General features: G+C 44.7%; 19 protein-coding genes. 15 read left to right on the top strand and 4 right to left on the bottom strand.

What is annotated here, in order from left to right:
• Positions 1-41 precede the first annotated feature (41 nt).
• Positions 42-1328, top strand: coding sequence for a citrate synthase (locus IRJ16_RS21785; RefSeq protein WP_194113921.1), 1287 nt, complete (start codon positions 42-44; stop codon positions 1326-1328).
• Positions 1329-1405: 77 nt separating this feature from the next.
• Here IRJ16_RS21785 and yihA read toward each other — a convergent pair whose 3' ends face one another.
• Positions 1406-2032, bottom strand: coding sequence for a ribosome biogenesis GTP-binding protein YihA/YsxC (yihA, locus tag IRJ16_RS21780; protein ID WP_194113913.1), 627 nt, complete (start codon positions 2030-2032; stop codon positions 1406-1408).
• A gap of 146 nt (positions 2033-2178) precedes the next feature.
• Between yihA and IRJ16_RS21775 the strand changes: the two genes are divergently transcribed.
• From IRJ16_RS21775 to IRJ16_RS21755, 5 genes are all read left to right on the top strand, one after another.
• Positions 2179-4503 carry a PAS domain S-box protein gene (locus IRJ16_RS21775; RefSeq protein WP_194113911.1) on the top strand — a complete coding sequence of 775 codons (2325 nt, stop codon included), beginning with the start codon at positions 2179-2181 and terminating at the stop codon, positions 4501-4503.
• Positions 4504-4771: 268 nt separating this feature from the next.
• Positions 4772-6343 (top strand): TlpA family protein disulfide reductase, encoded by a 1572-nt coding sequence (locus IRJ16_RS21770; protein ID WP_194113909.1) that lies wholly within the window; start codon positions 4772-4774, stop codon positions 6341-6343.
• Between the two features lie 85 nt (positions 6344-6428).
• Positions 6429-6917: a VOC family protein gene (locus tag IRJ16_RS21765; protein WP_194113907.1), complete on the top strand. Its 489-nt coding sequence runs from the start codon at positions 6429-6431 to the stop codon at positions 6915-6917.
• 212 nt (positions 6918-7129) lie between these two features.
• Complete coding sequence (locus tag IRJ16_RS21760) at positions 7130-9547, top strand: outer membrane beta-barrel family protein (RefSeq protein ID WP_194113905.1); 2418 nt, start codon at positions 7130-7132, stop codon at positions 9545-9547.
• Positions 9548-9750: 203 nt separating this feature from the next.
• Entirely contained in the window at positions 9751-11595 is a 1845-nt protein-coding gene (locus tag IRJ16_RS21755; protein ID WP_194113904.1) for a DNA polymerase III subunit gamma/tau, read from the top strand.
• 77 nt (positions 11596-11672) lie between these two features.
• Here IRJ16_RS21755 and IRJ16_RS21750 read toward each other — a convergent pair whose 3' ends face one another.
• Both IRJ16_RS21750 and IRJ16_RS21745 read right to left on the bottom strand, forming a co-directional pair.
• Positions 11673-12095 carry a hypothetical protein gene (locus IRJ16_RS21750; RefSeq protein WP_194113902.1) on the bottom strand — a complete coding sequence of 141 codons (423 nt, stop codon included), beginning with the start codon at positions 12093-12095 and terminating at the stop codon, positions 11673-11675.
• Positions 12096-12160: 65 nt separating this feature from the next.
• Positions 12161-12838 (bottom strand): outer membrane beta-barrel protein, encoded by a 678-nt coding sequence (locus IRJ16_RS21745; protein WP_194113900.1) that lies wholly within the window; start codon positions 12836-12838, stop codon positions 12161-12163.
• 176 nt (positions 12839-13014) lie between these two features.
• Between IRJ16_RS21745 and IRJ16_RS21740 the strand changes: the two genes are divergently transcribed.
• From IRJ16_RS21740 to IRJ16_RS21715, 6 genes are all read left to right on the top strand, one after another.
• On the top strand, positions 13015-14244 hold the full coding sequence (locus tag IRJ16_RS21740; RefSeq protein WP_194113899.1) for an NADP-dependent isocitrate dehydrogenase: 1230 nt from the start codon (positions 13015-13017) through the stop codon (positions 14242-14244).
• 67 nt (positions 14245-14311) lie between these two features.
• Positions 14312-14797 carry a hypothetical protein gene (locus tag IRJ16_RS21735; RefSeq protein WP_194113897.1) on the top strand — a complete coding sequence of 162 codons (486 nt, stop codon included), beginning with the start codon at positions 14312-14314 and terminating at the stop codon, positions 14795-14797.
• Between the two features lie 63 nt (positions 14798-14860).
• Positions 14861-15334, top strand: a complete 474-nt coding sequence (locus tag IRJ16_RS21730) for a hypothetical protein (protein ID WP_194113895.1) — start codon at positions 14861-14863, stop codon at positions 15332-15334.
• 5 nt (positions 15335-15339) lie between these two features.
• Positions 15340-15807 carry a hypothetical protein gene (locus IRJ16_RS21725; protein ID WP_194113893.1) on the top strand — a complete coding sequence of 156 codons (468 nt, stop codon included), beginning with the start codon at positions 15340-15342 and terminating at the stop codon, positions 15805-15807.
• A 79-nt stretch (positions 15808-15886) separates the two neighbouring features.
• Positions 15887-16330, top strand: coding sequence for a hypothetical protein (locus tag IRJ16_RS21720; RefSeq protein ID WP_194113892.1), 444 nt, complete (start codon positions 15887-15889; stop codon positions 16328-16330).
• A gap of 98 nt (positions 16331-16428) precedes the next feature.
• Positions 16429-17409, top strand: a complete 981-nt coding sequence (locus tag IRJ16_RS21715; RefSeq protein WP_194113890.1) for a type I phosphomannose isomerase catalytic subunit — start codon at positions 16429-16431, stop codon at positions 17407-17409.
• 208 nt (positions 17410-17617) lie between these two features.
• Here IRJ16_RS21715 and IRJ16_RS21710 read toward each other — a convergent pair whose 3' ends face one another.
• The gene (locus IRJ16_RS21710; RefSeq protein ID WP_194113888.1) at positions 17618-18274 is read right to left on the bottom strand and encodes a 3-oxoacid CoA-transferase subunit B; all 657 of its coding nucleotides are present in this window, start codon (positions 18272-18274) and stop codon (positions 17618-17620) included.
• A gap of 380 nt (positions 18275-18654) precedes the next feature.
• Here IRJ16_RS21710 and rpsF point away from each other — a divergent pair, with 380 nt between their 5' ends.
• Genes rpsF through rplI form a run of 3 tightly spaced genes read left to right on the top strand, consistent with a single transcriptional unit; the run spans position 18655 to position 19742 of the window.
• Positions 18655-19014, top strand: a complete 360-nt coding sequence (gene rpsF / locus IRJ16_RS21705; RefSeq protein ID WP_194113887.1) for a 30S ribosomal protein S6 — start codon at positions 18655-18657, stop codon at positions 19012-19014.
• 5 nt (positions 19015-19019) lie between these two features.
• Entirely contained in the window at positions 19020-19283 is a 264-nt protein-coding gene (rpsR, locus tag IRJ16_RS21700) for a 30S ribosomal protein S18 (protein WP_194113885.1), read from the top strand.
• A 15-nt stretch (positions 19284-19298) separates the two neighbouring features.
• Positions 19299-19742, top strand: coding sequence for a 50S ribosomal protein L9 (gene rplI, locus IRJ16_RS21695; RefSeq protein WP_194113883.1), 444 nt, complete (start codon positions 19299-19301; stop codon positions 19740-19742).
• Positions 19743-19885: the final 143 nt, after the last annotated feature.

Raw genomic sequence — 19885 nt, 5'->3', positions numbered from 1 at the left:
ACACAGATTTTTCTACATTTGTTCGCATACAATTATATTCTATGGCTGAAACAGCACAATTAAAAATAGGTGAGAAGTTATACGACCTGCCGGTTATCGAAGGGTCGGAACATGAAAAAGCTATCGACATTGCCAAGCTGAGGGACCTGACCGGTTATGTAACGCTTGACGTAGGTTATAAAAATACTGGTGCTACCAAAAGTGCTATTACTTTTTTAGATGGTGAATTAGGGATATTAAAATATCGTGGTTACCCCATAGAGCAGCTGGCCGAAAAGTCGAGCTTTACCGAGGTGGCTTACTTGCTGATCTACGGCGCGTTACCTACCGCCGACGAATTGAAGGATTTTGAGACCAAGATAAGCCGCCACACCCTGGTGCACGAGGACATGAAAAAATTCTTTGACGGTTTCCCTGCAGGATCACACCCAATGGGGCAGTTATCGTCGCTGATAGGTGCTTTGGCCGCTTTTAACCCGTTATCGTTAAAACCGGGTTTAACTGCCGCTGAGGTTGATGACGAGATCATTAAACTGCTGGCTAAAATGAGCACGCTGGTATCATGGATCTACAAAAAATCTTTGGGCCACCCGTTCATTTACCCGCAAAACAAATACGACTACGTTTCTAACTACCTGCACATGACCTTCGGTCAGCGTACCGAAGAGGTTGAGATAAGCCCGGTAGTAGTGAGCGCGATGAATAAATTGCTGATCCTGCATGCCGATCACGAGCAGAATTGCTCGGCGTCGACCGTGCGTATCGTTGGTTCATCTGACGCTAACTTATATGCTTCAATTTCGGCAGGTATATCTGCGTTGTGGGGCCCGCTGCATGGCGGCGCTAACCAGGCCGTGATAGAGATGTTGGAGAAGATCAAAGCCGATGGCGGCGATACCGACAAATGGATAGCTAAAGCGAAGGACAAAAATGATCCTTTCCGTTTGATGGGCTTTGGCCACCGGGTGTACAAGAACTTTGATCCGCGTGCCAAGATCATCAAAAAAGCTTGCGATGATATTTTAGAGGACCTGGGTATTAATGACGAGGTTTTGGAAATTGCCAAACGCCTGGAAGAGGTTGCCCTGAGCGACCCTTACTTTGTGGAGCGCAAGTTATACCCTAACGTAGATTTTTACTCGGGTATCATCTATCGCGCTTTAGGTTTCCCGACCGAAATGTTCACCGTGTTGTTTGCCTTAGGCCGTTTGCCGGGATGGATAGCCCAGTGGAAAGAAATGAAAGAAAACAAAGAGCCGATCGGCCGTCCTCGCCAGATCTATACCGGCCCTACCACAAGGGATTATACCGATATCAGCAGCAGATAATTACTGCTCATCATAAAATAGCAAAGGCCGCGATCACTCGTGGCCTTTGCTATTTTATCAAGTTGTGGATCTAAAAACTACTCGTCGAAAGTTTTATATTCAGGTATCTCAAAATTTTGATTGATGCCATGTACAAAGTTCAGGATGTCCTCTTTTCCTGTGCCTTCTTCGGACGATGTGATGAAGATATCAGGCACTTCTTCAAATGAAGCCAACAGCGCTTTACGGAACTTAGCCACATTCTGATCTGTTTTGATAGAAGATTGCTTATCAGCCTTGGTGAACACAAGTACAAAAGGCAGGCCTTTTTCGCCCAACATATTGCAAAACTCCAGGTCTATCTTTTGCGGCTCAAGGCGGCTATCGATCAGTACCATTACACATTGCAGGCTTTCGCGCTTGTTCAAATAATTGCGGATGAACTTATCCCAATCTTCTTTTTTGCTTTTAGATATGCGGGCGTAACCATAACCCGGCAGATCCACCAGATACCAGTTCTCGTTGATCAGAAAGTGGTTGATCAGTTGGGTCTTCCCCGGTGTTTGAGATGTTTTGGCCAGGCCTTTTTTGCCCACCAACATGTTTATCAGCGAAGATTTGCCTACGTTAGACCTTCCGATAAAGGCATACTCGGGCTTAACCGGTGGCGGCAGTTTTGATACCTGCGTATTGCTGCAAATAAAATCGGCTGTTTTAATGATCATGGCGCAAAGGTAGGCATTTAGACCGATAGCAGAATATTTGCAGATCTATCCTTGACAGTGCGCAACAATTTAAGATACAGAACCGTATAAAATATAACTAACACTGGTACTGATCGCTGTTGACCAAGTTCAGATCAGTTAAAATTATGATAATCACCTCTAACTTTGATCCTGAACTTTTAGAACTTTTGTCATCAGGGCTTCCGGATCTCGCTACAATTACGTTAGACCGCAATGGGTTGGTGTTGAACTGGAACGATGGTGCTTATCAGTTCTTCGATACAGATAAAAGTGCTGCGGTTGGAAAGCCCTTAGATAACTTGCTCGGCGGAGTATATACCCAAGCCTTTTTCAAAGAGCCGCAGAACGAGGCGACATTTGTGATCAATGGCAGCCAAAAGATCAAATTATTTCTGAAAGCTTGTAAGGGTAACTTCCTATGCCTCTGCTATCGTAGCTCGGCGGTACTCGATACCTTGTCGGAAAATATAGAGGATGGATTTTTAATGCTCGACAAGCAAATGCGCTACAGTTTTGTTGGCCGCCAGGTTTGCGCCATAATGGGTAAGACCATCGATGAGCTGATCGGAAAATATATTTGGGATGTATTTCCTGATGTAGTAGGCTCACCAACTTATTACGCTATAGAAAGTTCTGTCGCGACCGGCGAACCGGTCGTGATCGAAGATCATTATGAACCTTTAGGTATTTGGCATGAGAGCCGGATCTACCCTGGCAAGCAGGGGCTTACTATTTTTATAAGCGATGTAACGAAAAGAAAACGTACCGAGCAGGAATTGAATGACATTTTTGCTTCAGCACCCGATATTATATGTGTAGTTGGAACAGACAGGTTCTTTAAAAAAATAAACCCTGCAATGTGCCGTATATTGGGTTTCACAGAAAAAGAGATATTATCGATGCCGATCGATAGTTTGATATACCCAGATGATGTGGAGATAAGCCGGGAACGAATGAAAGCTTTTGTGGACGGGGGGGCATTGGAGCTTTATTTCGAGAACCGTTATGTGCGGAAGAACGGATCTATTGTACATTTAGGATGGACTGCAACCAAAGGACAACTACGTAATGTATTATATTGCCTGGCCAAGGATATTTCTGACCGGAAGATCTTAGAAGATCGCTTGCTAAAGACCGGCAGGCTTGCAGGTATAGGAAGCTGGGATATGGATGTGATCAATGGGACCATTACATGGTCAGAGATAGACCGGGAATTGCACCAGGCCCCATTATCTTTTAAGCCCGATAAGCATAATATTTTGCGGTTTTATGGCGCTGAAGAGCGTAAAATGTTAAGGCAGGCGATCCGCTTGGCAATAACAAGGGCCGAAGCCTTTGATATTGAATTGGAGATGACAACTTATCTTGGTAAAAGGAGATGGGTACGGATGATCGCAGAAACGGAACAACAGAACGGTAGGTGTGTAAGGGTTTATGGAAGCTTTCAGGATATTGACGATAAAAAGCGTACCGAACTTGCATTATTGGCCACCCTGTCTGAAAAAGACACCATACTTGAAAGTATCGGTGATGGTTTCTTTTCGGTGGATAATAATTTTATTGTAACATACTGGAATACAGCGGCGGCCAAAATGCTGGATAAACCTAAAGAGCAGATATTAGGCAAACACCTTTGGGCCGAGTTCCCAAGCGCCAAAGAACGACTGTCGTACAATTATTATTATAAAGTGCTGAACGAGGGCAAGGCCGCCCATTTCGAGGATCACTACCCAATAGTTAACAAGTGGTTCGGTATTAGCGCCTATCCATCTACGCACGGACTTTCGGTATATTTTAAAGATATCACAGTGCGGAAGGAGAACGATCTGCGTTTGCGTCAGCTCAACGCCGAATTGGAAATGGCCAGCCGACGATATGAACAACTATTCCAGTTAAGCCCGCTGCCTAAATGGGTGTTTGATACTGAGACTTTATATTTTTTGGATGTCAACCAGGCCGCGGTAAAGCATTATGGATATAGTTACGAGGAGTTTTTAACAATGACATTAAAAGATATCCGCCCCGTTGAAACTGTGGATGATCTTTTAAAGGCCGCATCACAAAGGAAGGTGAACAGTGGTTTGTTTCAAGCTGGTAACTTCAAGCATCGAAAAAAAGACGGTACCATTATAGAGGTAGAGATACAAAGTAACGCTCTTGAATATTATGGACGGCCTGCTCGGATCGTATCAGCAATGGATGTTACCGAGAAGATACAGCATTTGACGGCTATCGAAGATCGCAATCGTAAACTTCAGGACATATCATGGATGCAGTCGCATGTTATCCGATCGCCCTTATCCCGAATTATGGGACTGGTAAACCTTTTGGAGAACATCAATACTACCCCTGTAGAGAAGGAGGAGATCATCGGCTATATTAAAACTTCGGCGAATGAGTTAGATAAGGTTATTCGCAATATTATAGACAGCGCCGACCCCTCAAAATAGTGATGATCTAAAGACAGCAGTTTTTGTGATCTGCTTTGATGGTATGACGCAAAGTAGACAGTTCTAAATTTAATGGCTTTAAGCGGCGTGTTCGGCTGCATCCAAAAGCCCGACGTGTACGATGCCTTACTTGTAACAATACTTAAAATATGTTATCAAACGTTAACAGCGTGGCTTTAATAAACCGTCGATCCATAATTTAGTTTCGAGCTCAGGAACACAAAAGGAACTTATCAACTATCTTGCACCTCATAAACGCTTATCACAAATGACACGAACTTTCCTCAGATCTTTTATGGTACTTGCTATTGGCTTAACAAGTATCAACGTTTCGGCTCAGTCAAAGAAACAGCCTGCTGCCAAACCCGCCGCTAAAGTTTCGGCCCAGGCGCCGGTCGCCGCCTTGAAAACATACGTTATCAAAGGCAATGTAAAAAACTTTACCGAGACATTTTGGAGCTATTTTTCCAGTGGTCTTTTTAAGAATTTGGTGATCGATGTTCCCGTCAAAGCTGATGGTTCGTTCTTTAAAACTATGGAGACAGGCAACACGTCAGACATTCATTTTTATCTTGGTGAAGGGCTATCGGCCTTAGCCAAGCCCGGCGATACGCTGACCGTTGAGTGGGATAATAAAGACATTGATGATACTTTTAAGATAACGTCTAATTCGGGCGAGCGTCAGCAAGAATTAGATCTGTTGCTGCAACTGTCTAAGCAATACCGCAAACCAATGATGGATGCCGTAACTGCGTTACGATCAAAAGATATTGCAGATGTTGAGAAATTCAACAAGATCAGCGAGTTGTTCACGGGAGAGGTTAAGCTATTGGTTAAAGGGCCTGTTACCGGCAACTCCAAAAAGATTTTGTACGATATCTATTTTAGAAATTTGGATATGATCAGCAAGCTAAATAAAACAAGCAAGACCAATTACGTGCTGCCATTAGCTGCTGCCATTCCGGATAATTTAAAAGGGATGTTCGGTACAGCCAATTTTTATCAGACCGAAAGCTGGGGCTATATTGATAAAGTGTTGGACGAAACGATGTTTATGGCATCGCACGAATACCGCGACTTTTTGGTTAGCAAGGTACAAGGTGAACGCCCTTTCTCTACCGTGACGTATGAAGGCCCGGCCCATGAGAACACCGAATCAAATTTTACATTATTGAATTGTTATGGCGCAATAGCAAAATTGAACTTGTCCCCGCTGATCCTTGATTGGTATTTGGCCCATACTATTATCGACGGCTTTGGGTATTATCCTTTTGACCACGTGGAGGCGGCCTATAAAAGGATGTTACCGGAAATGAAGACCGCGGCCTTTAAAGACGAGCTTACAGCCTATTACAAAGCCATGCATACGTTGAAACCCGGCAACCCCGCACCAATAATTAGCCTGAAAGATGAGAACGGCAAAACGGTATCATTAAGCGACTTTAAAGGCAAAGTTGTTTTTATGGATTTTTGGGGCGTGTATTGCGGGCCGTGCATTGGCGATATCAAAACCTATGGTGTCGAATTTCATCAAAAGTATAAAGATAAAGGCGTGGTGTTTTTAAATATTTGTGTGGACGCAGGCGTTAACGAATGGAAGAAAAGTATAGCGGATCTTAAGTTTGATGGCATTAATTTAAGAGCGCCCTCTCCGGCCGATCCTGCCTGTAAAGCTTACAATGTAGAGGGCATACCGCATTATATTATTATAGATGCCAAAGGAAATATCGTTAATAATAATGCCCCTAACATGGGCAGTCTGATGGGAAAGGGATTTTCAATAAAGCTTGATAAACAGGGTAATAATGAGTTGGATCTGGCAATAACTGCCAATAAATAAAATGGTGCTGACGATCAAAAATTACGTTGCGATAACACCAATTATTTAACCAGTTTCTAAATTTGTATGTTTAAACACGTAATTTATGAACGATTATAAAATACCCGCCCAAACCCGTATTGGCCATGTGCATTTAAAAGTAAGCGATCTGCAAAAGTCGCTTGATTTTTATAGCGGATTACTGGGATTTGAAAAGGTGATGCTATATGGCGATCAGGCGGCATTTATCTCCGCAGGGGGGTATCACCATCATATCGGCTTAAATACCTGGCACAGCAAAGGGGCTGGTCCTGCGCCTGAGTATGCGCCGGGCTTGTATCATACTGCTATCCTGTATCCGGAACGTAAAGACCTGGCCGTTATCCTGAAGCGACTGATCGATGCCGGCTATCCGTTAACAGGAGCATCGGACCACGGTGTGTCTGAAGCGATCTACCTGAATGATCCTGACGAGAACGGTGTTGAACTTTATTGGGATCGCCCTAAGGAAGATTGGCCTTTAGATGCTGATGGTAAACTGACCATGTACACCCGCAGACTGGATGTGGAAGGCTTGTTAAAACTGGCTGAATAATAGGTCAGGATGCGCTGATACGTAAATAAATTTTAACATTTTAAAGCCGCCTTGTAATTTTTATCGGGCGGCTTTGTTGCGATAGTGGTTGATATTGAGGATTTTGTGTGCATTATGATCAAAGTGCATAACATATAACATTGCATTATTTTAGTACTATGTGTAACATAGTACAGGCGGGTGTAGTCTAAGTGTCAAATCGAACTTAGAACATGAAACTCAAAACCATTTTAGCGCTGATATTTCTGATGATAGGATCAGTAGCTTCCTTTGCACAAGGCATCCCCGGCAAAAGCGCCATCAGAGGCCGACTGATAGATAGCGCCACGCGCAAACCTGCCGAATTTGTTACCGTATCCCTTAGCAACACCAATAAACAGCAAATAAAAGTTGTAGCCGGTAAAATCGACGGCACCTTTGTTATGACCGATATCCAACACGGAAAATTTGTGCTGAATTTTTTGCTGTTGGGTTATAATACTAAAACCATTGATGTCACTATCGACAACAGCAAACAACTGCTTGATCTTGGCGAGATAGTCATCAATACCGCATCCAAACAGTTAAAGACCGTATCGGTTAAAGCCGCCCGCCCGGTTATCAGTCAGGAGGCTGACCGTTTGGCTTACGATGTGCAGGCCGACCCGGCAGGTAAGCATAGTACCGTGTTAGAGATGATGCGCAAAGTACCGATGTTGACCGTTGATGGCGAAGACAATGTGCAATTGAACGGCGCTTCAGGCGCGCGTATCTTTATCAACGGCAAGCCATCAAGTTTGATGGAACGTAACGCTAAGGATGTGCTGAAGAGCATGCCGGCATCATCTATCCAAAAGATCGAGGTGATCACTACGCCGTCGTCTAAATACGATGCCGAAGGTGTAGCCGGTATCATCAACATCGTGACCAATAAGGCCCTTGCCGATGGATATAATGCCAACATCAGTCTTAATCATCGACTTCCGTTGGGTGGGCCGTCGGTAGGTGGGGCGTATAGTACCAAGTCGGGCAAGTTAGGGCTATCGTTATTTGGCGGCGCGGGATCGGCAAATACGCCAACCACTACAAATGATATAGCCCGTACCGGTAAAAATGGCGCTACATCGGCGCTGTTCCAATATGGCGACCGCGAGAAAGATGACCGGAACGCTTACCTGGGCATTGAGTTGAGTTATGAGTTGGATTCTTTGGACCTATTATCAGGCCAGTTCAATATCAACGGGAGCAAGGGAACCGGTAGCATATTCCAAAACTCGGTATTGCGGAACAATGGCGTGGTGGAGCAGGTTTATGATCTGTTCAATCAAAACGACAATAACGGCCGTGGAGCTGATGCGGCCATCAATTATCAAAAAGGCTACCGCAGGCACAAAAACCAATTGACCACGCTATCATACCGCTACTTTGGTTTTGCCAATGAGCAGAACGCCGATCAGCGGTTTGCCAACCGTTTAGACTATGATCTGCCCAATTTTAGGCAGGCCAATAGAAGTATCATGAACGAGCACACGGTGCAATTGGATCATGTTTACCCGATAAATAAGTCGAGCATCGAGGCGGGAGCAAAAGCGATATATCGTACTAACGAGAGTGATTTTAAATATCTATCTGCCGACGCTGCCGATAACTATGCTATCGATCCGGCCAAAACAAACACGTTCAATAACATGCAAACCATCCTGGCTGCTTATAGCTCGTACCAGTACAGCGCAAAAAGTTGGTCGGTTAAAGCGGGGGTCAGGTTAGAGAATACCATTATCGATGCCGACTTTTTAACTACGGCGACGCAGGTGAAGCAAAACTATTTTAACGTGGTACCGTCGGTCGTATTTAGTCGCAGGTTTAAAACTACAGGCATCACTTTTGGCTGGAACCAACGCATCCAAAGGCCGGGGATCAATCAGCTGAACCCATTTGTGGACCGATCTAACCCATCGTTCGAGACCACAGGTAACCCCGATCTGCGCCCGACGCAGGGCAACCAGATCCGAATAGGTTTTGACCGCACGGGCAAATGGAATTTGGTCACCAGCCTGGTTTGCAATTGGATAAACGGGCTGATATTCCCTGTCTCGCAATACGATGAGGCAACCACCATCACCCGTACCCGCTTTGAAAATACCGGCGGTGCCATTGCGGCAGGTACCAACATCAATTTTACTTATCCGATAAGCCCGGCATTAGGCCTTAGCCTTAATGGTAGTTTGGTGCATGGTTGGGCCGACGGTATCAGCAACGGCCAACCGATCAAGAACCGCGGGTTTATGTATAACTGCAACCTGGCTACCAATTTAAAACTGAACAACGGCTGGCGCGTGGGCGCCAATGCTTACTTGAATGGCGGCCAATTGACGGTTCAACAACGATCTAACGCTTACGTAACCACTACTTTAAATGCCAGCAAGGATATCATTAAAGATAAGCTGACGTTCTCGGCATTGGTTAATAATCCGTTCGATAAATACCGCCTTAACGTGACCAACGCTTTTGGGCCAAACTTTGATCAGTTGAGCAATGATCAGCAAAATTTCAGGGTGTTCGGTGCGTCGCTGAACTACAAATTCGGCAAGTTGAAAGAGGCGATCAAAAAGAATAAACGCGGTATTAATAATGATGACGTAAGTAATTAACATCTACGTTGATGTCAATATAACCACAAAGCGCACAAAGGGAAAAACACAAAGAACACAAAGCCATGCAACTTCAAGACAAGCCTTTGTGCCCTTTGTGAAAAACTTTGTGCGCTTTGTAGTTTCTTCTAAAGAAAACCGGCTCTCCAAAAAAGAACAAACACCCCCTCAAAAGATCGCTACTTGTTACTACCTTAGCATCTGTGGAGAATTTCATTGTTTCGGCCCGTAAATACCGTCCTGCTACTTTTGATACCGTTGTTGGTCAGCAACATATAACCAACACGCTTAAGAACGCCATCAAAAATAATCAGCTGGCTCAGGCATTTTTATTCTGCGGACCGCGTGGAGTGGGCAAAACAACGTGCGCACGTATCCTGGCAAAGACCATCAATTGCGAGGACCTTCAGCCTAACGGCGAGGCTTGCGGTCAGTGCGGTTCGTGCAAGTCGTTCCAAAACGGGAATTCATTTAACATCCACGAATTGGATGCCGCGTCTAACAACTCGGTAGATGACATCCGTAACCTGATCGATCAGGTGCGCATACCGCCGCAGGGTGCGCGTTATAAAGTGTACATTATTGATGAGGTGCACATGCTATCGCAAGCGGCTTTCAACGCGTTCCTGAAAACGCTGGAAGAACCGCCCCATTATGCCATCTTTATCCTGGCCACTACCGAGAAACATAAGATACTACCGACCATCCTGTCGCGATGCCAGATATTTGACTTTAACCGCATTAAGGTTGAGGATATGGCCAATCACCTGGCTTCGATCGCAGGTAAGGAAAACATCCAATATGAAGTTGACGGCCTGCATATCATCGCCCAAAAAGCGGATGGCGGTTTGCGCGATGCGCTGTCGATGTTCGACCAGATCGTGAGCTTCTCGGGCGCTAACGTTACCTATAGCTCGGTCATTAATAACCTCAATATACTCGACTACGATTACTATTTCAACATCGTTGATAGTTTGCTAAAAGAGGATACCGCTAAAACATTACTGCTGTTCGATGAGATCCTGAGTAAGGGATTTGACGGCGCGCATTTCATCTCCGGACTAACAGGACACCTGCGTAACCTGTTAGTAGGAAAGGACCCCAATACACTGAAATTATTAGAGGTGAGCGAGGGTATCCGCGCTAAATATCTGCAGCAATCGTCGGCTACCTCGGTATCTTTCCTGCTATCGGCTATGGCTATTGCCAATCAGTGCGATCTGAATTATCGCCTCAGCAAGAACCAACGCTTGCAAGTCGAGCTGGCGCTGCTTAAGATATGCCATTTGCCCGCCGCTTTTAACGCGGCAAATATGCCCGCAAATGCAATGACCGGAGACGGTCAATTAAAAAAAAAACCTGATACCTCAGCAATAGCGGCACCGCAGGCCCAAAATACCGCCCCTCCGGTGCAAAATATCGTGCCTGTTGAGCCATTGGCGGTCAGTACTCCGGCTGTACAACAAGCTGTAAGAACAGAGCCTGTTGCCCCGGTAAAGGATAGTCAGCCCGTTGCTCAGGGAGCTGCAGCCCCACCCGCTGAGAAGCCCGCGATCTTTATCCCTAACCTGAATAGCGGTACTACTTCGATCAAAATACCATCGTTTAAAGACATGGGTAAACAGGCCGAAGAAGAAATGGCCAAGGATGATGACCCCTATCTGAAAGGTACCGATAAAGAGGCCTTTACGATTGACCAGTTTCTGAAATGCTGGAGCGATTATGCGGCCAAGATAAAAAAAGAGGGTAAGTCGGCAGGTTTGGTCTCCATATTTACGGGAGAGGCCCCCGTGATGCTAAAGCCTTACGATTTTGAAGTGCCGGTAAGCAACCGCACACAAGAAGCCTGGTTCCGCGACGAAAAGCCGGATACCTTGAATTATTTGCGTTCAGCGCTGAAAAACTTCGACATTAATGTAACCACCCGGGTAGATGAGCAGATCAAAAGCAAACGGCCTTACACCGCTATAGAAAAATTCCAATACATGGCCAATAAAAACCCGCAGTTGATAGAACTGCGCAGAAGGTTCGGGCTTGAACCGGAATAGGTTTTAGTTGGCAGTTATGAGTTAGCAGTTTGCAGCTCAGTCAAAAAGCTAACTGCAAACTACTAACTGCGAGCTCACTAAGGACGGTCATTCTTAGGGTACCCTTCTTCATCCAGGTCATCACGGTCATCTTCGGGCGTATGAGAGAGGGCCTTATCGGCCGGATCAACTTCTACAATATCCCCGTCATCTATATGCATACCTAATTTGTCAACGTCGGTTTCGATAGAGCGTTTGCTATCGTATTCGCCGTTCACATCATAAGGATTGGCCTCGTCGTAGGTCGAGCTGATGTCGTCGCCATTGGGTACGGTGGTATCGTAAGGGTCGGGATGGTCGTAATCGGGGTCGTCACCTTTAACATCTAACTCGTAGCTGTTGGTCGCCTCGTCATAATTAAGATCTTCGGCATTAATGGTCTCGCCCAGATCATCTTTCAGTGTGCGGTCCCTGTCTTGTTCTTCGTTATCAAAAGCAGGGTCTATGTTAGGTATGTTCATGGTAGATTGTTTTAACTATTCACAGTAAAAACCCTGCCAAAAACTCCACTAACCCGATGATCGACTTACCAGTGGATCGCTTTGCGGTAAGACGTGGTGCCGCCGATAGCAAAACGTAAGCCTACCGAAAATTGGGTAAAGGCATCACTGTACTTGCCCGAAGTATAGCCGTCAAAATTATCGCTCATGATATAATTGAGCTGATAGCCAAGGTCTAACTTTAAAAAAGGCTCGTTATAGCTGTTGAAAAATTTGAACTCGTAGCCAAGTTTTGCCGGTATAAAAATGCTGCTGCCCTTGCTTTCGGCCGATAATTGCCCGGTATCATAAACCTTAAGATCGGTATATAGCACACCTACACCACCACTGATATAAAAGTTCTTTAAAGCATTGCCAAATGGAGAACGGGAGTAATCGAACAGCTCGCCTGCTTGTAACTGCGCTCTAAATGCTACAGAGGTGTAATCATTGTTATACGCAAAGTTAGATGGTAACGAAGTAATGATAGAGTCGCCTCTTAAAGCGCCCACATTTACCTCGGCCATAAAATTGATGTACGGTGTAAAGTTGTAAGTGAACTGCCCGCCAAAAGCGTAAGTGCTGTTCTTTTTTATAAAGTCGGTATGTTGGGTGTTAACACCGGCTGTAAAGCCCAATTCGTATTGCGAATAGTTGTAACCTATCTGAGCTTTAGCGGCCACTGCCGATAAGCATATCAATAAAGAGAAAATTAATTTTTTCAAGGGATAAGTGATAGCTTGTAAGATAATACCTAACAAACGCCTTACACGGGCGTATGTTATCCCAAATGTATGTATTTTTTTACATTCACAATAAAAATTATGTTCAGGTCTACGTCGGTTATCTTCAATTCATATATTTGGACAATTTTAAAAACAGCCCTTTAAATAAATTCCATATGTCAAAAATTAAAGTAGCTAATCCTGTAGTTGAGTTGGATGGCGATGAGATGACCCGTATTATCTGGCAGTTCATTAAAGATAAGCTGATCTTGCCGTACCTTGAACTGGATATCAAATACTACGACTTAGGTATCGAGTACCGTGATGAAACTAACGACCAGGTTACTATCGACGCGGCTAACGCGATCAAGCAATATGGTGTAGGCATTAAATGCGCTACCATCACTCCTGACGAGGAGCGTGTAAAAGAATTCGGTCTGAAACAAATGTGGAAATCGCCCAATGGTACTATCCGTAACATTTTAGATGGTACTGTATTCCGCGAGCCCATCGTTATGAGCAACGTACCACGTTTAGTACCTAACTGGACCGCGCCGATCTGCATCGGTCGTCACGCTTTTGGCGATCAGTACCGCGCTACCGATTTTTTAACAAAAGGTAAAGGTAAACTTACCGTAACCTTCACCCCAGAGGACGGCGGCGAAGCACAATCTTTTGAAGTATTTAACTTTAAAGGTGACGGTGTAGCGTTAACCATGTACAATACCGACGAGTCTATCATTGGCTTTGCTCACGCTTGTTTTAACCAGGCATTGATGAAAGGCTGGCCTTTATACCTGTCTACCAAAAACACCATCCTGAAAAAATATGATGGCCGTTTTAAAGACATTTTTGAAGAGATCTACCAAAACGATTACAAAGCCAAATTTGCCGAGGCAGGTATTACTTACGAGCACCGCCTGATCGACGACATGGTTGCATCGGCCCTGAAATGGAACGGTAACTTTGTTTGGGCTTGTAAGAACTATGATGGCGACGTACAGTCTGACACCGTAGCGCAAGGCTTCGGTTCATTAGGTTTGATGACCTCAACTTTGGTTACACCTGATGGCACCGTAATGGAAGCCGAAGCTGCACACGGTACAGTGACCCGTCACTACCGCGAGCACCAAAAAGGTAACCCAACTTCAACAAACCCTATCGCATCTATCTTTGCATGGACACGTGGTTTAGAGTTCCGTGGCATCCTTGACGGTAACCAGGAGCTGATCGATTTTTGTAAAGCTTTAGAGGCTGTTTGTATCGAGACAGTTGAAAGCGGCAAAATGACCAAGGACTTGGCGATCACCATTAAACCTAAGGTTGAACACGGTACCGATTACCTGTACACCGAAGAATTTTTGGAAGCTATTAACGAGAACCTGAAAGCTAAATTGAGCAAATAATTTTTGCTAAGCTGATAAAATAAAAACCCTGCTGTAGAAATATGGCAGGGTTTTTTATTTTTGTGGTATGACTAACACCTTATCTAAAAAACATTTTTTGCCGCCGGCGATCGCTGGAGCTTTCGTTATCGCATCATTATTTACCTGCAATAAGACCGAGCAAGATCCGTGCGAAGGCATTATAAATGCCCAGCCGTTACAAGCCATCGAGCTGCAGTTTCAGGACAAGCAAAAGCGCGACCTGTTCAATAAAAATACCCCCAACTTTATCGACACAGCCTACATTAAGGGCTACAATCCGGCTGTACAGGTCATAGCTGCCGAACGTAACCTGGGCTATCCCGGTAAAACAACTTTGGTGATACCAGTAGGCAAGAGTATGACCTATTACTTAAAGCTAAGCGCTACGGATACCGATACCTTGTTCACCGACATGACAAGTACCCGTAAAAATAATTGCGCTTTCGATACCCGGCTGACCGCCTTTAAATACAACAATACATCGCATGCCGATTCTGTTGGTAAAGTGGCACTTTATACAATAGTAAAATAATTTAAACAGGAGATGTAGCGTATTTCTTCCGGGTAGCGTAAGGATATTATAAGACCACTTATAATGTCTAAATACAACTACCTTATCGGGCTATTTGCCCTTGCGCTTATTTTATTGCTTAACGCTTGCCGCAGGGAAAGTGAACGTGGCGAGTGCGGGATGATCGCCTGCGACCTGGCGATGCCTTTAATTACCTTAGACCTTATTGATGGCCAAGGCCGCGACCTGCTGGATCCCGCCACGCCTGCGCATTTAGATAGCGCCAAGATCGTGCAGCTTAATACCGGCAAGGTGCACTTGTTGGGCCGCCATATATTTTACCCGAACGGGCACAGGCGCAAACTGATCATCCCCTGGCCATCGGGCACCAGCGACAAGTTTTATTTAAAGCTAAGTGATACCGATCAGGATACCATCACTTACAGTAGGGAAGTTGGCAAAGGCTGCTGCCCGTCGTATCGCCTTACCGCTTTTAGATACAATAACACAACCTATACCGATTCGGTATCGCGCGGATATTTTACTGTCATCAAATAAACACTATGCTAAAAACTAACCTAAAAACCATTATCGTATCAGGCATTGCCGTTGTAACATTGGCTGTCTCCTGCAAAAAAGATGCATTTGTACAGGAAGTTGAATGCGGATATACAGGGCCATCGGCTTATCACTTTTTAAGTATTACTGATAGCCTGGGCCGCGACCTTTTTGATCCGAAAACTCCCGGCTTTTACCCTACCCACGTAGTTACGTTGTCTAACCGGGATCTGATATTCAGGACCAACACCGAGAAAGAGCCGAACGAACCTATACGGATAATTCTGTTTTTTAAAGAAGGCGAGCGAACGGCGTACCTAAAACTGAGCGACACCGATACCGACACTATTTACACCAAGTATGAGTTAGTGCCGCAAAAATGCGAGCCGAAGTATCTGCTAAGATTTTTCAAGTATAATGGCAAAGAACTGGCCGACTCGGCAATGCAGCGGTATTTTACGATGGTAAAATAAGTTATCATCGGATCTGTTTGGTAATAATAAATAGAAATTTTATTATTAGTTGATATTAACAATTAAACCTTGTCAAACAATGAAAAAGATCAATCTGAAATTATTTACTGCTGTTATTGCAATCATCTCTGTATTGGCCTCGTCATGCGAAAAAGAGTGTGGTTATGCCAGCGCGCCACCGCCGCAGATATCGCTGAGGTTGAAGGATGCCCAAGACCGTAATTTACTGTCGCCTACTACTCCCGGGCATTATGATGTTGAATTTATTCAGAAAGAGAATAAGTCCTTGGTTATATATAATTATAATTTATCCGCGGATAGCGGCTTGACCATTGTCATAAATGGCACATTTGCCGGCGAACGCACAACTTTCCTTAAACTTAGCCAAGCAGATCAGGATACGATCTATACCAAAGTTTCAAAAACACAAACTAAATGCGCCAGTATCTATACTTTAGAGACTGTGAGATACAACGGAGCGACCATTACTACGAGCGGCACTTACTACACCGTAAGAAAATAATGGCCGCCCGATATGTAGTCCGCCTTAATTTTACCCAAGGCAAGTTGTGTTACTTTTATGATCAAATGCTAACTTAGCGACTTAAAAATAATATCACCATGTCAGCATTATATCCATTACAATTTAAAACCATTTATAAAGATAAGATCTGGGGCGGCCAAAAGATCCGTACCTATTTAGGTAAAGATTTTGGCGATCTGCCAAACTGCGGCGAGACCTGGGAGATATCTGGCGTTAAGTCTGATGTTTCTGTTGTTGAGAACGGTTCGTTAGCCGGTCAGTCTTTAGCCGATCTTTTGGAGCAATATAAAGATCAGCTGGTAGGCAAGCATGTTTATGACCATTTCGGTAATATCTTCCCATTGCTGGTAAAATTTATCGATGCTAATGACGACCTGTCTATCCAAGTGCACCCGGATGATGAGTTGGCCAAAAAGCGTCACAACTCTTTCGGCAAGACCGAAATGTGGTACGTGATCGAAGCTGATCCGGGTTCGACGCTGATCGCCGGTTTTAGCGAGAAGGTTGACGAGCAGATCTACGTTGATAAACTGAACAGCGGCCATATTATGGACATCCTGAACAAAGAGGATGTTGCCGCCGGCGACGTATTCTTTTTACCTGCAGGCCGTGTACATACAATCGGAAAAGGTTTGCTGATAGCCGAGATCCAACAAACATCGGATATCACCTACCGCATTTATGATTTTGACCGTGTAGACGACAAAGGCCAAAAACGCGAATTGCATACTGAATTGGCTTTAGCCGCCAACGATTACAATGTTTACCCTGAATACAAAACCAAATACACCCCGGTAAAAAATGAGGACGTTCACTTAGTGACCTGCCCGTACTTTACAACCAACGTATTGGACTTTACCGAAGGCGTGACCAAAGACTACAGTAACCTGGACTCATTCGTGATCTACGTTTGCTTAGAAGGCGCCCTGACCGTTAAGTACGATGGCGGCGAGATAGCAGTTAAAATGGGCGAGTGCGCACTGATCCCTAACTCGATCGATAAGGTTGAACTGACCACCGAAGGTGGCTTTAAGATATTGGAAAGCTATATTGAGTAGACCCCACCCAACCCTCCCCTGAAGGGCAGGGCCAATAATAAGAAAACCAGGAAGCTGTCTCATAAAGACAGCTTCTTTTTTGTTAAAGCGCTTTGATCTAAACTATAGGGAAAGTTTACAAAGGTTAACATTTTTCAGAATGTCAATTTATAATCATATGATTTTCAGGTATTTGTAAATTTTGCACTTAGTAGTTTACAAGGTGATCTTAAAGTACCATTTCGGGTACATCATCCGGTACGATCAGCTTCCCGGCTGTCGCGTTAACAATGTCCTCTACACTTACACCCGGCGCGCGTTCTATTAGTTTAAATCCGCCCTCTGGTAAAACGTCAAGCACGGCTAATTCGGTCACTATCTTTTTAACGCAATTGACACCTGTCAGTGGGAGGGAGCATGTTGGCAGCAGTTTACTTTCCCCCGCTTTGTTGACGTGCTGCATGGCCACAATGATATTTTCGGCACTGGCTACCAGATCCATAGCGCCGCCCATGCCCTTTACCATTTTGCCGGGGATCTTCCAGTTGGCAATATCGCCGTTCTCGGATACTTCCATAGCGCCAAGGATGGTCAGATTTACCTTTTTAGCACGGATCATCCCAAAGCTCATGGCCGAATCGAACACGGCCGATCCCGGCAACATGGTAATGGTTTGTTTGCCGGCGTTGATGGTATCGGGGTCTTCCTCGCCCTCGAAGGGGAAGGGGCCCATGCCTAACAAGCCGTTCTCTGACTGCAGCACTACGTCCATACCTTCGGGGATGTAGTTGGCTACCAGTGTAGGAATGCCGATACCCAGGTTAACGTAATATCCATCTTTGATCTCGCGCGCGATGCGTTTGGCGATGCCTTGTTTATCTAACATAATTGGTTTCTTTTAAGTCCGGAAGTTGGGAGGTCCGGAAAGTCCGAAAGATAGGAAATAGACAGGTGATGTGGATGATTTGTTTGATGATCTTTCCGCGATAGGGATCGAAGAGGAAAGCCCACAGCCGAGCGGGGGAATAGCGGGCATGCAAAGGCGAGGACTTGGAACGAAGAGCCCGGGCCACAGGCATCGCCATGATCCAGGTATCAGTGACAAGTTAACCAGTGATCAGTTAGCAAGGTTCAGCGGCATCAGCGAGATCATAGCTAAAATGGTCGGTCAGCGGTCCAATAAATTTAAAACCAGTACTTTGAAACTTAAAAAATACTTACTACATTTGCAGCCCCTTTATAGCGGGATAAAAAACAAATTAATCAATGCAACAGTACGAAACCGTGATCATTCTGACCCCGTTGTTATCAGAAGAAGCTGCGAAAGAGGTAATTGCCAAATTCACAGGTATCTTAACTGCTAACGGAGCCGAAATTGTCCAAGAGGACAATTGGGGTCTGAGAAAATTAGCGTATCCTATCCAAAAGAAAACTACAGGATACTATCACCTAACTGAATACAAGGCCCCGGGTGAACTAATTAACAAACTGGAAATTGACCTGAAGCGTGATGAGCGCGTTGTTCGTTTCTTGACAATTGCTTTGGACAAACATGCCATTGCATACAACGACAAGAAACGTAGCGGTGCATTCAACAAAAAGCCTGCAGCTAAAACCGAAGCATAATCCCCATGGCAAACGATCAGATCCAATACGTTACTGCTCCCAAGGTGGACGATAACCGTAAAAAATATTGCCGTTTCAAAAAGAACGGTATCAAGTACATCGATTACAAAGACGCTAACTTTTTATTAAAGTTCATTAACGATCAGGGTAAATTATTACCACGTCGCTTGACCGGTACTTCATTAAAATTCCAGCGTAAAGTGGCCCAGGCGGTTAAACGCGCACGCCACATTGGTTTATTACCTTACGTTACAGACGCTTTAAAATAATAGGGAGGTAAGACAATGGAAGTTATTTTAAAACAAGATATTAAGAACCTGGGCGAGAAAGACGATATCGTAAACGTTAAGCCAGGTTACGGCCGTAACTTTTTGATCCCTCAAGGTCTTGCTCATTTGGCAACTCCTTCGGCTCGTAAAGTATTAGCTGAGAACATTAAACAAGCTCAATTTAAACAAGAGAAGATCCGCAAAGACGCTGATGCTATCGCTGCTAAATTGGAAGGTGTTAAATTATCTATCGGTGCTAAAGCAGGCGAAAGCGGCAAGATCTTCGGTGCGATCAACACTATCCAGGTAGCTGACGCCTTGAAAAAACAAGGTTTCGAGGTTGACCGTCGTCGTATCACTTTCGAAACTGAGCCTAAATTTGTTGGCGAATACGTAGCTAACTTAAACTTGCACAAAGAAGTAAAGGTACAAGTACCTTTCGAAGTTGTTGCTGAGTAAGGCTTAATGCGAAAGGCGGAATGCCGATCGCGAAATGATATAAAAGCGTCCCGAGTTTCGGGGCGCTTTTTTTGTTTCTTGTTATTACGAGTTTATAGATTTCCGATAGGACTTTGAAGTTGAGATGATAAGCCCAAGTTTCC

Source organism: Mucilaginibacter myungsuensis (genome assembly GCF_015222005.1).
GTDB lineage: Bacteria > Bacteroidota > Bacteroidia > Sphingobacteriales > Sphingobacteriaceae > Mucilaginibacter > Mucilaginibacter myungsuensis.
Note: the sequence above shows the minus strand (reverse complement) of the source record. Positions and strands in the feature narration are given on the sequence as shown.